This window comes from Brevibacillus centrosporus (assembly GCF_003710815.1).
In the GTDB taxonomy this organism is placed as follows: domain Bacteria; phylum Bacillota; class Bacilli; order Brevibacillales; family Brevibacillaceae; genus Brevibacillus; species Brevibacillus centrosporus.
Genome location: NZ_RHHP01000017.1, coordinates 56,224 through 69,075, shown reverse-complemented (window position 1 = coordinate 69,075; position 12,852 = coordinate 56,224). Strand labels below are relative to the sequence as shown.

15 protein-coding genes are annotated in these 12,852 nt (G+C 50.0%); 1 reads left to right on the top strand and 14 read right to left on the bottom strand.

From position 1 onward, the window contains the following. Positions 1 to 108: 108 nt before the first annotated feature. The 4 genes from EDM55_RS16805 to EDM55_RS16790 all read right to left on the bottom strand — a co-directional run bounded on the left by EDM55_RS16805 (position 109) and on the right by EDM55_RS16790 (position 2,759). Positions 109 to 801 carry a DUF2306 domain-containing protein gene (locus EDM55_RS16805; protein ID WP_122960841.1) on the bottom strand — a complete coding sequence of 231 codons (693 nt, stop codon included), beginning with the start codon at positions 799 to 801 and terminating at the stop codon, positions 109 to 111. 20 nt (positions 802 to 821) lie between these two features. Continuing rightward, positions 822 to 1,412, bottom strand: coding sequence for a TetR/AcrR family transcriptional regulator (locus EDM55_RS16800; protein WP_092275767.1), 591 nt, complete (start codon positions 1,410 to 1,412; stop codon positions 822 to 824). Between the two features lie 152 nt (positions 1,413 to 1,564). Further along, positions 1,565 to 2,107 carry a hypothetical protein gene (locus tag EDM55_RS16795; RefSeq protein WP_122960840.1) on the bottom strand — a complete coding sequence of 181 codons (543 nt, stop codon included), beginning with the start codon at positions 2,105 to 2,107 and terminating at the stop codon, positions 1,565 to 1,567. Between the two features lie 133 nt (positions 2,108 to 2,240). Then, entirely contained in the window at positions 2,241 to 2,759 is a 519-nt protein-coding gene (locus EDM55_RS16790; protein WP_122960839.1) for a GNAT family N-acetyltransferase, read from the bottom strand. 189 nt (positions 2,760 to 2,948) lie between these two features. Between EDM55_RS16790 and EDM55_RS16785 the strand changes: the two genes are divergently transcribed. Then, positions 2,949 to 3,917, top strand: a complete 969-nt coding sequence (locus EDM55_RS16785; RefSeq protein ID WP_092275777.1) for an MraY family glycosyltransferase — start codon at positions 2,949 to 2,951, stop codon at positions 3,915 to 3,917. 90 nt (positions 3,918 to 4,007) lie between these two features. Here the strand turns inward: EDM55_RS16785 and EDM55_RS16780 are convergent, their stop codons facing one another. The 10 genes from EDM55_RS16780 to EDM55_RS16735 form a co-directional block, all read right to left on the bottom strand. Then, positions 4,008 to 4,724, bottom strand: a complete 717-nt coding sequence (locus EDM55_RS16780) for a 3'-5' exonuclease (protein ID WP_122926662.1) — start codon at positions 4,722 to 4,724, stop codon at positions 4,008 to 4,010. A 162-nt stretch (positions 4,725 to 4,886) separates the two neighbouring features. Then, positions 4,887 to 5,930 carry a dipeptidase gene (locus EDM55_RS16775; protein ID WP_122960838.1) on the bottom strand — a complete coding sequence of 348 codons (1,044 nt, stop codon included), beginning with the start codon at positions 5,928 to 5,930 and terminating at the stop codon, positions 4,887 to 4,889. A 5-nt stretch (positions 5,931 to 5,935) separates the two neighbouring features. Further along, complete coding sequence (locus tag EDM55_RS16770; protein WP_122960837.1) at positions 5,936 to 6,589, bottom strand: helix-turn-helix transcriptional regulator; 654 nt, start codon at positions 6,587 to 6,589, stop codon at positions 5,936 to 5,938. Between the two features lie 170 nt (positions 6,590 to 6,759). Continuing rightward, positions 6,760 to 6,945 (bottom strand): hypothetical protein, encoded by a 186-nt coding sequence (locus EDM55_RS16765; RefSeq protein WP_092275789.1) that lies wholly within the window; start codon positions 6,943 to 6,945, stop codon positions 6,760 to 6,762. Between the two features lie 105 nt (positions 6,946 to 7,050). Continuing rightward, on the bottom strand, positions 7,051 to 8,475 hold the full coding sequence (locus EDM55_RS16760; protein ID WP_122960836.1) for a serine hydrolase: 1,425 nt from the start codon (positions 8,473 to 8,475) through the stop codon (positions 7,051 to 7,053). After that, complete coding sequence (locus EDM55_RS16755) at positions 8,475 to 9,371, bottom strand: serine hydrolase (protein ID WP_122960835.1); 897 nt, start codon at positions 9,369 to 9,371, stop codon at positions 8,475 to 8,477. The genes EDM55_RS16760 and EDM55_RS16755 overlap by 1 nt, the downstream gene beginning before the upstream one ends. Before the next feature lie 110 nt (positions 9,372 to 9,481). Beyond that, complete coding sequence (locus EDM55_RS16750; RefSeq protein WP_122960834.1) at positions 9,482 to 11,107, bottom strand: peptide ABC transporter substrate-binding protein; 1,626 nt, start codon at positions 11,105 to 11,107, stop codon at positions 9,482 to 9,484. A gap of 237 nt (positions 11,108 to 11,344) precedes the next feature. Further along, positions 11,345 to 11,626, bottom strand: a complete 282-nt coding sequence (locus EDM55_RS16745; RefSeq protein WP_092275801.1) for a DUF2325 domain-containing protein — start codon at positions 11,624 to 11,626, stop codon at positions 11,345 to 11,347. A gap of 41 nt (positions 11,627 to 11,667) precedes the next feature. Continuing rightward, positions 11,668 to 11,850 carry a YezD family protein gene (locus EDM55_RS16740; RefSeq protein WP_092275804.1) on the bottom strand — a complete coding sequence of 61 codons (183 nt, stop codon included), beginning with the start codon at positions 11,848 to 11,850 and terminating at the stop codon, positions 11,668 to 11,670. 215 nt (positions 11,851 to 12,065) lie between these two features. Continuing rightward, complete coding sequence (locus EDM55_RS16735; protein ID WP_092275807.1) at positions 12,066 to 12,842, bottom strand: IclR family transcriptional regulator; 777 nt, start codon at positions 12,840 to 12,842, stop codon at positions 12,066 to 12,068. Between the last annotated feature and the right edge of the window lie 10 nt (positions 12,843 to 12,852).

Sequence of the window (12,852 nt, the reverse complement as noted above, 5' to 3'; positions counted from 1 at the left end):
AATTCTTCGAAAATTACAAGCTGCTATGGCAGGCATTTCAAACTGAAATGGTTGTCCGTTCTGCACACAAAAAAACCGCCTGGCTGTCCAGACGGCTTCATTCCCTACTTACATTTGCTTGGTTTGGTTAAACTTCCTGCGATAATACGCGGAGAATCCAGCAATCACAGGGACGAGAACGATGGTTGGGATAAACCATACGATCGGATGCACGGCACTTACGCCCAGCAGCCTGGGAGCGCCAAACACAGTAAAAGCGGTGATCGTGGCAATACAGCAGCCCAGCATGCCTCCCAAATGCTCCATCCACCAATGCATCTTTTTCGCAGGAGGCCGCAGCCAATACAAAAGCTGTGATGCTCCGAGCAGAATTCCGATCAGCGGGAACCATGTAAGGAGCGTAAAGCCGATGCTCGCTCCATAGAGGGAGATGCAGATCCCCGAGATGAGCAGGACTGCGGGAAACAGCAGATCCCCCCACTGACGATGCCCGGTCTTGCGGTTCTTGAAGCGCAGCACACGCAGTCCATACCAGGCTGTCGCCGAGCTCAAAATCGCGATAAAAATCAAAAACCAGGCAAACGCTACAGACTCCACCGTTCCATCGGGGTCAAATCCAATTCGCCACATTCCCATGAACCATGCGGAGATCGCCACGATCGCCATGGAAGCGACGTACACCCAGCCAATTCGGCTGTGCGCTTTTCCTCCCTTTTTCGTTACAATCGGAATCCAGAAGACAGCCAAAGCGGTAAATCCAGCAAGGATGTGCAATACCTTGAAGAGCGTGAAAAAGAACATTGAGCTTTCACCCTTTCTTTTTAACCCTTCGACAACGTGTCATACATGACCTGAAACACATCTTCTCCCGTAAAAGCCTTTATGTTGGGAGAAACTACCGTTTGCACGCGGACACCAAAAGTCAGGATCGAAAACAATGCCGCAGTTTTTTTCGCATCGAGAGTGGCAGGGATCTCTCCTGCTCTTTGACCGACCTCAATCCACTCCTGGGAGTTCTGTATGCTGCGCTCATACAGCGTCTCCAGCATTTCCGCGATTGCTGGGTCCTCCTTTTTGCTGAGCAAGTAAATAAAAATCAGATTGGTTATGTCCTTCGGGTCGTGAATATGACCCAAGGCACCGGAAATGGCCTTCAAGGCACCCTCCAGGCTCTGGTTCCCTTGATCGACGCTTTGATAAAAGTCTCTGCCAATCTGGTCCAAGCGCTTTCTCAGCACGAACCCGAGCAGCTCATCCTTGCTTTTGACGTAGTGATAAATGGCTCCTTTGGAAACCCCGGAGCGCTTAATGATGTCCTGCAGAGTCGTTTGGTGACAGCCCTTTTCCACGACCAATTCTTCCGTGACCGAGAGCAGCAGCTGGAAAGTCGGATTTTGATGAATCGATTGCATAGCTCCTCCTGTTATGTGCGTCGTAAGCCCTTTCCCTCTTCTACATCTACTATACAAACCGACTGGCGGTTTGTCAAATGAGAAGTGATATGAGGTTCCATAAAAAAAGAACAGCATGTGACTGCTGCTCTTTTGTTGAGCTACTTTTCTCCTTAATTGCTTAAAGTTGCCTGAAGAGGATTCTTTTTTATGATCTCTTCTACCTCTTCGTACCCTTCCGGAAATGCGAAGTTATAGCGTGCAGGCAGTGCAAATACGTATTTGCTGTTGCGACCAAGCTCCGTAGGTCCGATAGGCGCTGCTCCGATGTGGAATTTCCCTTCTAAAAGAGCGTTCCATTGCTCAAGAGTAAAGATCATGATGGGAATATCCTGCCGCTGGTTTTGGGGAGTCCACTGGGGGTGTCTGATCGAAATCAGCGGGCCCGTTTCTACAATGGTTTCACCGGTCTCATTGCCTGCAGCCAAGCCCTCCCATGTGCCAGTGACAATCGAATACCCCTTCCAGCTCTCTGGCAAAGAAAAGCGAAAGCCATACGGATCATTTTCGTACGAAATGGGGCCGTGAGTAACAGCAGGCTTACTGTCGTGTTCCGGTTCCCGCACTTGCTCATTTTGGTGTCCGCCATCTGTACACCCGCTTATTGCAAAAAAGAGCAATGTACAGAAAAAAAGCGCAGTATACAGCCTTTTCACACTACTGTACCCCCTTTCTCCTTTCCACTTATTTTAGCGCAATTCATTCCTATTCTATATCGTTTACTTCCCAGCCATACAAAAAAGACTGCCGATCCGATCATCAGCAGTCTCCCTTTTCCAACCGTTTCGCTTACCTGTTCTCCAAAATCTTGTAGTAGAAGACGGAAGCGTCAAATTTTTTGCCAGGCGATTCTGCGTAGAACGGAATGCGCCCTGCTTCTATATAGCCGATGGATTGGTACAACAGATTAGACGGATCTTTCTCCCGTGTATCTAGGACGAGCAGTGTCCGATTTTCCTCTCGCGCCCTTTTCTCTGCGATCGCCATCAGCGTCCTGCCCATTCCTTTTCGCTGCTGGGTCGGATGAACCATCAGCTTGGCGATTTCGGCCCGGTGCTGGGCGTTTTGCTTGGTCGCGAGATGCAACTGAATGCTGCCGACTACGGCTCCATCCAGCCGCGCTACCCATACCACTACGTTATCTGCCAGGACATCTGACCAGTACACACGCGCCACATGCGGATCGAGTGGGGGCAAAAACCCGATTGATGCACCATCCGCCACCACATCAACCAAAAGCTGCGTCAGATCGTTGGCATCCTCGATACTCATTTCCGTAATCTCCTCAAAAACCAGTTCGGCAGACATCGCGACACTCCCCTTAGCTTTTTAGGAAAACAGAAAACTCTTTCTTTTACTATAAGGGAGGAGTACCCGTTTGCATAGGTAAATGTTAGGTTTTCTTACATTAACTTCTCTTCTACCAAGAGTCGACAAATTTTGGAATACTCCCTATAATGAACATGTGGAAAAACAGCTCTCTATCATTCATAGGAGATGGTTACGATTACATACGCTCTATCCTTTTTACTTTCGTTTTGTATCGTGCTCGTGTTGATCCCGCCTTTGGGGAAACTGGCTTTTCGACTGGATTTTGTGGACAAGCCCCGCAAAGACGTTGAACGAAAAATACATCGCGAACCGATTCCGTTGACTGCCAGCTACGCCATTTTCATTGGATTCGCCGCTTCCTTTCTGCTCTTTTCCAAGGAATCGACCGTACAGACCCTGGCTGTTTTGGCAGGCTCTCTTCTGCTCCTGATCATCGGCACAATCGATGACTGGTACAAGACCCAAGGGAAAGACTTTTCGGCTTTGCCAAAAATGATCGTACAAGTATCGGCAGCCGTGCTTGTTTACTTATCTGGCATCACGTTCTCGGGCTTTTACAACCCGTTCAGCGGGGAATATATCCTACTCCCCGTCTGGCTGCAGTTCATCCTCACCATTCTGTGGATTTTTGGTGTCACGACCGTCATCAACTTTTCTGACGGGATGGACGGTCTTGCCGGCGGACTCTCGGCGATCTCGGCGGGAACCCTGTTCGTGGTAGCCTTGGCAAAAGGACAGAGCACCTCGGCTGTGATGGCCATCAGTCTCATCGGGGTGGCACTGGCTTACTTGCGCTACAACAAGCCGCCCGCCAAAATCTTCATGGGCGATGCCGGCGCGACCTTTCTTGGCTTTATACTCGCCGTGATTGCACTCGACGGAGCCTTTAAGCAAGCGACCATTCTTTCGCTGTTCATTCCGATTTTGGCGCTGGGCGTACCGATTTTTGACAATCTCTTCGTGGTGACCAAGCGTTTCTTGCAAGGCAAGCCCATCTATCAGGCTGATGCCAGTCAAGTACACTATCGCTTGCTGCGCACAGGGCTGAATCCCAAGCAGGTTGTTGCCTTCCTCTGCTTGATCAGCGTATGCTTCAGCTTGACCTCTATTATTTTGCTGCTGCTTGGGGTTTGACGAGGCTTTGTGAATCTTACCCAAACATAAAAATGCCGCTGGCTTCCTCGCCCTCGGCATTTTTTGTTTTTCCGCTCTATCAGATTCTCTTTATGTTTGCGGCACCACAGTGGAAGCAGCTTGCTCCTGCTGTTTTTTGTGCTGCAAGCACGCTATGCAGCGTTTGCTCTTTCGCCCGAAATCGGTATAGTACTTGCTCTTTTTGCACGAGCGGCAGGTAATGTACAGGGAGCTGGACAGATTGTAGTTTTCCTCAGGCGTGTTTCTCGCCAGGTGGACCTGCTTGTTGAACTTGATCAGCAGATGCGCCGTATGAATCGCATCGACGAGGGCAGAGTGCAGCCGGCCTTCCTGAACGATGCCTGCTGTATCGATCGCTTCCTTCAAGCTCATTTGTTTGCGATCAGCCAGCATCATGCTGATAGGAGGCTGGATATCATTGTAGTTGCGCATCCAGTCAAAGGGAAGACCAAAGCGAGCGCAATGCTCGATCATCAGCCTTTTGTCATCCATTCCCCACGTGCACAAATAAAAGTCCTGGTCCTCCCCGATCCACTCCATGAAGGAAGCAAACGCCTTGCGGAAGGGGATAAACGTCGGCATGTTCTCTTTATCCAGCCCGATGAACTTGCGAGTACGGTCAGAAATTCTCCGCTCGATCGCAGGAAAGGTGTACCGCTGAAACGTATCTACTTCCACGCCATTTTTGCCGGGCACGACCTTCGCTGCTCCGATCTCGATGATCTCCGGTATTTTATCTCTTTGATGAGTAAGAGTCGTTTCCAAGTCAAACACAATGATTTGCATGATTGTTTCACATCCTGAATAATTTCCTGCTATTTCTATGATGCTCCTATCCTATCATCTTTGACAGAAATCTCCTACTTGTACGGGTAGAAAAAGTTTTTTTCGTGTCACGCATATGAAAAACGCGGGAAACATCACCCGCGTCCTTTGAGAGATCTGCTTCTATTTCCACACTTCCTGATAGACTCTGAGGTAATTCCCGCCGAGAATTCCTTCGATTTCTTCATCCTTGTAGCCGCGCTTCATCAGCTCGCGCGTGATCTCCGGAAGCGAGACATGTCCCTTTACCACGTCAAAAGGCATTTCTTTTGTCTTCGCTATTCTATCCAGCGGCAAATACTTGGTCAGATCATCGCACAGATCCAGCCCCAAGCCGATATACTGTGCTCCGACCAGCTTTCTCATATGGTCGACGTGATCGACCAAACGCTCGATGGTCGCTTCCGCACTCGTGCTCGCTGTAAACATACTGAAAGCGTTCAACCCGATCAGTCCGTCTTTCAACGCAATTGCTTTGATTTGATCATCCGTCAGATTGCGCATCGTTGGCACCAGGGCGCGGCTGTTGGAATGGGACGCTATCACAGGCTTTTCCGATATTTCCATGACATCCCAGAACCCTTCGTCGTTCAAATGGCTCACGTCAATCACGATCCCCAGCTTCTCTGCTTCTTCAATCAGGCGCACCCCGAAATCTGTGATGCCCCCCTTTTTCCCTTCTCTCACCGGGGCGAAAAAGCTGCCATCTCCCGCAAAGTTGCGGCGGCTCCAGACAAGTCCCATCATGCGCACACCAAGCTCATAGTAAATGCGCAGAAGACTCAGGTCGTTGTGCAGCGGCTCTGCTCCTTCCAGAGAAAGGATAAAGGATACCTTTTGCTCTGCTCTTGCCCTGTGGATGTCCTCCAAACTTTTGGCAATGACGATATGTTCAGGCGATTCGGCTGCTTCTGCGTGCAAGGCGCTGATCTGATTGAGTGCCTTGCGCATGCTCATTTCGGGTACGAAGGCATCCTCGACAAACACGGCTGCGACGATCGAGTGCACGCCTCCCTGCTGAAACCGCGGCAGATATTCCGTCTCGATCATTTTCGTCTTGCCATAGCCACGCTGAATTTCCACGTCCATCAACAGATCAAAATGCCCATCCAATACGTGAAAACGGTCGTGAAGCTCTCGTGCCTGCTCTTTCGTCACTTCTGCCATAAAGCTCATCTCCCATCTTTTTTGTCCAGGTAGTTGTAGATCGTGAACTTGGATACGTCCAGCAAATCAGCAACATGCTGCACGGCCCCCTTGATTAAAAAAAGACCTACCTCATCCAGCAGGTGGATAAACTGAATCTTTTCCTCTTTTTGCATCAGCGCAATCGGCTTTCCTGTACGCTTCAGGCAATCCTCAATCATTTGCTCCATGAGGATGGCGACCGTTGGTGCAAAATTCTCTTCGTTGCTCTGCGTTCCACGCTTGTCCTCGATGACCATCATTGATTCCAAGACCGCCTGCGCCATCATGAGGTGTGTCATATCGATGTTGATACACAGGCTGCCGATGATCGTACCGTCCTCATCCTTGATGTAAATCGAGCTGGATTTGATCTGTCTGCCTTTGATCGTGTCATTCCGGTAATTGAGATCAAACGATTCTTCCGATGTCTTCGCATTGCGCAAAGATTGCAGCGCTAGATTGGTGACAGGTGAACCAATCTGCCTGCCGCTGACGTGGCCGTTGTGTATCGCAATAATGGACGAAGAAATATCATTTGTCAGATCGTGCAGAACCACTTCGCAATGCTCTCCGAACGTTCTCGCCAATCCTTCTACCACGGGGATATAGCTTGCTAGAATAGGATGTGTTTTTCTCATGACTTCCTCGCTTTTTCTAGTATGCTCCTTGTCAGCAGATTTTCTTTAACCATACTATTCCGAACATTTCAGTTCAACAATTTTTTGTACACTTTAAAAAATATTTAAAAACGTACTACCGCTTTTGATGAAAGTGAATATCTACCCGTGTCCCCACTCCTGCTTTGGACTCAACAAAGATGCTCCCTCGTCAAAAGCCCTTGAATGCCCATTCGCTGTTGATACTCGTACTGCCGATAGTAACGCGAGATCGGTTCTCCAAAGGAGAGCATGATTTCCATATGCTTGTCTACGATCGCGTCCAGTGCTGCCATCAGGTTCTTCAAACACTTTGGTGTCGCAGTTGCCGGCTTCATCTGGCACTCTTCACTTCTTCTAAAATTTGGTAAACGCAAACAAAAGAACAATTCGCTAGAAATGCGAATTGTCCCTTCTTCTATGGAGCCTATTCGGTTGAATGGTTACGGTTGTTGTACAGTCTGTTTCTTTTGCAGCTGGCGCAGTGCATAGCTCATACGGCGAACCTCGCCTGACTCAGAACGGAAAAAGTCGATCCAGACCACAGAGCTTCCTCTCTTGAACACGAAGCTGTCCGTTTCTACCGGAATCAGAGGATAAGAAACGTCGTCCACTTCGATAAACAGCTGCCCCTCCTTTTGGTCAATGGTCGCATTCAGCCATTCGTCAGACTCGTAGCGGCCTATGTACGCCCTTTGTGCTTCCTCGGTCAATTGCATCGGCACGACCGGATATAGCTCTGCCGCTGCCGGTCGGGAAGCGAGCGAATTCAGGAGTCCCATCACGAGCTCTCTCACCGACACGCCGTCCAGATTGATCAAAACAACGCCCCTCAGCCCTTTTTCAGGCAAAGCAAAAATGTGGGAGCTAATCCCCTTCAATGAGCCGCCATGCTCAATCAGGAGACCATCTGGAAAAGCAGGAGAGACCATCAGACCATACCCGTACGAACGATAGCCGTCGACACGAGCATAGGCGCCTTTCATCTGCTGCACACTTTCCGGTGACAAGACACTCGAGCCTGCCCCCTCACCCTGGGAGCAAAAGACGTTCAAGTACGTCAACAGGTCGCGCACCGTCGACTTGAGAAACCCAGCCGCACGCATGGCAGGAGCGTCATGCCACAAAGGGGCTGCGATTACCTGACTGACACCCTCGATCTTTTTATTGGTGTACAGGATCGTTACATCCTCCTGATCATCTAAGTCCTGCACAGCAAACACAGTCCGAGTCATTCCCAGCGGCCGCAAAATATGGTCCGTGACATACTGCTCGTAAGGCTTGCCGCTTACACGCTCGATGATTGTTCCCAAGAGTCCGTAGGCATCGTTGTTGTAGCTGAACACCTCTCCGGGGTCTCCCAGCGGTTTTCCTTCATAGCCGGAGATCGCTTGCAGCACCTCTTCATACGTATCGAGATAAGGCAGCTTCTGCAGCTCCAGCTCAGACTCCGTACCGTGAATAGCGGGGTCTGCTTCCATACTGCGCCTCATCGCGCCATCCAGAAATGGCAGTGGCGGCATGCCTGGCGTATGTGTCATGAAGTGATGAATCGTCATCTTGTTTCTCCACGCCTCTTCGCCCATCGTCAGCTCCGGCAAATACTTTACGACCGGATCGTGAACGGATAGCTTGCCTGCCTCTTGCAGCTGCATGATCGCCACGCACGTGAAGGATTTCGTCACAGACGCGATCCCGAAAACGGTGTCCATCGACAGCGGCAGCGCCTTTTCCTCATCCCGAAAGCCAAAGGTACGCTCATACACCCATTCCCCATCCTGCATCATGCCGATGGCCGCTCCGGGAGCCTTCGCATCCTTTAGCAATTTCTCCGCAAATTCCTCAAAAGCAGGTATCCATTGACTCATTATTCTTTGCTCCCTACGGTTACGTCATAAACTGCTTTTGCCACTTTGGCTATCGTCAGCTCTGCTGCCTGCTTGTCTTTGATCCCGCGCGACAAAACCGTGACGGCGATCGCCCCTTTGTTATCAGGCAAATAAATGATGCCGGCATCGTTGACGACTTCATTTACCGTACCTGTCTTGTGAGCTACCTTGGTCCCTGGCGGCAGCAAATACGGCAAACGACTGTTGTAATGCTGACGGCGCAGGATATCCAGCATCAAATCGCAGGAAGCGGGCGTCAAAATCTCCTTCTTCCCGATCATCACCAAAAGACGGTTTAATTCTGCTGGAGTCGCTACGTTATTTTCCAGAGTGCCTTGGGAAACATCCAGCAAAATTTCATAATCGTCTGTCTCCTCACGCCGTTCAAATTCAGCGAAGCCTTCTGAAGAAGCTACAGGTTCTTCCATGCCAACGCAATGGTTGAGCAGCTGCCAGCAGTTGTGACGCAGATGGATTTGCGAGAAACCCAGCTCGCGCATATGCGCATTGACATTGTCCAGCCCAACCAATTGGAGAATGAGGTCCGTGGCGAAATTGTCGCTGACGATTGTCATGAGCGTCGCCAGATCCTTTACCGTCAAGGCAGCTCCCGCATCCAGCTCCTGTAGAATACCTGAGCCAGGTACGCGCTCCTCCCATTTCAATGTCACGCGCTGGTCGAGTGTGATCTTTCCCGCTTCTACATCGCGCATGAGCGTGACGAGAATCGGAATTTTGAAGGCGCTTGCCAGCTGAAAAAGCTCATTCTCGAGATTTCCCGCTGTCTCCCCTGTTTCCAGATGTGTGGCTGCCACGCCAAACACGCCTGGAGCGTCGATCAATGTTTCCTGGATGACTTGCTGCCATGTCCCCATAACAATCCCTCCAACTTTGGTGGTGAAGAACTCTGGACCTTGCTTATGTGTTTCGTAGCTGCTATGAAAAGGCCAACACTCCGCAAAGTGTCGGCCAATCCTCACGTGCCTTACGATTCCTTGTAGCCCCATTTGAAGTCGATGTAGCCCAATGGATCGACGGTAATGCCTTTTACTTTTTCGCTTTGCACCCACGAGTTGACGCTGCTGTAAATACCCGTAACAGGCATTTCATCCATCAAAATCCCCTCTGCTTCTACCAGGTACTCGTTTCGTTTGCTCTCATCCGGCTCTGCGTAGGCTTTTTGCACCAGCTCGACGTACTTCTCGCTATGCCAGAGAGTCGAGTTGTTGGAGCTGTTCTTTTCCATCAACAGCTCGAGGAAGTTGACGGAATCGTTGTAGTCGCCGGTCCAGCCCGAGCGGGAAATCATGTAGTTTCCTTGCTCCTGGTCGTCAAACATGACCTTGAGCTCTTTGTTGACCAGCTTCACATCTACGCCCAGTACCTGCTTCCACTGTGCTTGCAGGGCTTCTGCGATCTTTTTGTTCAAATCAGAGGTGTTGTACAGATACGTGATTTCAGGCAGCTTGGCAAGACCCAGCTCCTTTATTCCATCTGCCAGTAACTGTTTCGCTGTCTGTGTGTCATTATCCTTGAAGTAGCCTTCTTTTTTCAGGGAAGCGGACAGCGGAACGAAGCCCATCAGCGGCGTTTGTCCTGCCTGACCGATGTTGTCGGCGATGTCTTTGCGATTGATTGCATAGGAGAAGGCTTTGCGAATCTTTTCGTTCGTAAATGGAGCCTTCTCCGTCTGGAACAACAGATAGTAGTTCGTCGCGCGCTCCATGGTTTGCAGCTTGCCTTCCTCATGCAAAGGACCGATCGCATCTGCTGGCAAACCACTGATAGGAGCACCTGCCCAATCCAAATCGTCGTTGTTGAACATCTCCAGCTCTGTATTGGTATCCTCAATCATAGAGAAGTCGATCTTGTCCAGCTTGACGACGTCTTTCTCCCAGTACTGATCGTTTTTGACCAGCTCGATCTTGTTCTTATGCTCCCAGACTGACAGCTTGAAAGGCCCGTTGGTCACGATCGACTCTGGCTTTTTCGCCCAGTCGGCGTTTCCTTCGACCACTTTTTGATTGACCGGATAGTAGAAGGTCGCCAGCGTCAGGAAGTACGGAGTCGGGTTTTCCAGCGTGACCTCAAGTGTCTTGTCATCGATGACCTTGATGCCGACGTCCTCTGCCTTGGCGTTCCCTTGGAAAAAGGCACGGGCATTTTTGATCGGGTAGTATTTATAAGCAGAACCGCTCGCCGTTTTCGGATCGAGTACGCGCATCCAGGCGAAGGCAAAGTCTTTTGCCGTTACCGGATCGCCGTTGCTCCATTTCGAGTCGCGCAGCGTAAAGGTGTACACTTTTTTGTCGTCCGAAATCTTGATGTCTGACGCAACAGAGTTTACCGGCTTGCCATCCTTGTCCAGACGCACCAAGGAATCGTACAGGGAGCGGATAAAGGCTCCGGAGATCACATCGTTGGACATGCCGGAATCCAGTGTTTCCGGTTCCGCTGCATTCATCCGCAAGATTTGCGGCTTGGCATTGGCTTGGTCAGTCTGAGAAGCGGATGGGGATGATTGGGGCTGGCTCGTGTTGTTGTTGCTACAGCCTGCAAACAGTCCAGTTAGCAGAACGAGCACACTCATGATGGCGAAAGATCGTTTCATGTTTTCCCTCCTAAGTGTCTTCAATCGTTGATATATAAATATTCTGCAAATTTCGTGCCACCTCATCTTTGCCGATTACACTCGCCTGGCCTATTCAGCATTGAATAGTTTTGCGAGAGCTTGGCTCTGCTTCGATTCTTTTCGTGTTCAATCGACAGCAAAGAGAGGTATTCGCGAGTGAATATGACTATTCACCAACGAATACCCCTCTTTTGATTCTTTGCCCATTATCAATTACTAGCTGATAATCGGATCATACTGCTCCACGACTTCACAGGAGCGCCGGCAGAAGACGATCGGTACCTGTCTTTGCTTGGCAAGCTTCTTGATATTTTTGCAGAGATTGTGATTGACGAAGTTGATAAATACCAGAATCAGCTCGGTGTCAGAAGGAATCATGGCTTTGACATCCGATTTCTTTCTGCCCGAAACGTGATAGACCCTGCGAAACCCTTTCTCCTGAAGCCGGCTTTCAATTTCCCCCACTCGATCTCCACCAATAACCAGAACACCTGCCATACTAGATCCTCCCCTCTACTTGCAAGATTCCAAAATCCGATTTATTTGCTAGCGCGCATGCCCTCCGCCTTCTCAGCTGGAACGCGGTACTTCTCGGTTCTCTCAATCTGAACCACCTGCGAGTCGTGGACCACGATGTGAATGGAGCCGTACTCCAAGCCTTCCAACGCCTTCAAGACCCGCTCCCTCAGTTGATCATCCAACGCTTCCCGTTTCTTTGCCATTCGGTCCCCTCCTCACGATTCCATTCCTGATTCAATTTATATTATTCCTACCGTTTTACTATGTTTTGTATTTACAATCATACTCCCAGCCCCTTATTTTGTCAACGCACACAGCAAAAAACTGCACCTCCTCTTGTTAGACGTGTCTAACATTTCGGGTGCAGTTCCATCGGTAGCGGCAGCTTCCTATTTGCAATCAACGATCGATGATAGTCTTACTTGGAGTATCCGGACAATGCGATAGCAGCCTCGCGAACGGCTGGTATAATCTGCGAATCAATCATGTCCTCGTTGATCATGCTCGTCGGCGAAGCGATATTGACCGCAGCCATGATCACCCCATCCCGGTCAAAAATCGGGAATGCCACGGAATAGATCCCGATCTCAAACTCCTCGTTGCTGACGGCATATCCAATCCTGCGGATCTCATCCAGCTGCTTGCTCAAATCCTTCATCATCGTCTTCGTCTGATTCGTAAAGGATTGCAGCTCGATCTTCTCCAGCATGGCCGCGCGTTTGTCCTCAGGCAAAAAGGCCAGTAATACCTTCCCCATTGAAGTGGCGTGTGCAGGCAGTCGCGAGCCGATCATGACATTCAAGGTAGAAAAACTGGTGGATGTAGCCGCTCGTGCAATATACACGACTTCCACCCCATCCAAAATGCCGATATGCGCTGATGCTCCAGTCTGATCCCGCAGCTTCTCCAAGTATGGCCGTGCCAATTCGGGAAGATGCATGGTGTTCAAGAAAGCAAAACCCAACTCCATGACTTTTGGAGTCAGCTGATAGCGCTTGGTCGTCTCATCCTGGAAGAGATACCCCAGATGCTGAAGCGTGTAGAGAAAACGGAAGGGAACCGTCCGGCTCACCCCCATTTTGGAGGCGATCTCTGCCAAGCTCAGCGTGGAATGAGAAGCATCGAACATTTTTAAAATTTCCAAACCCCGGATCAGGGAATTGGACAGATACCGATCTTTTTCCGTTTTCGGCATGAGCGCTTGT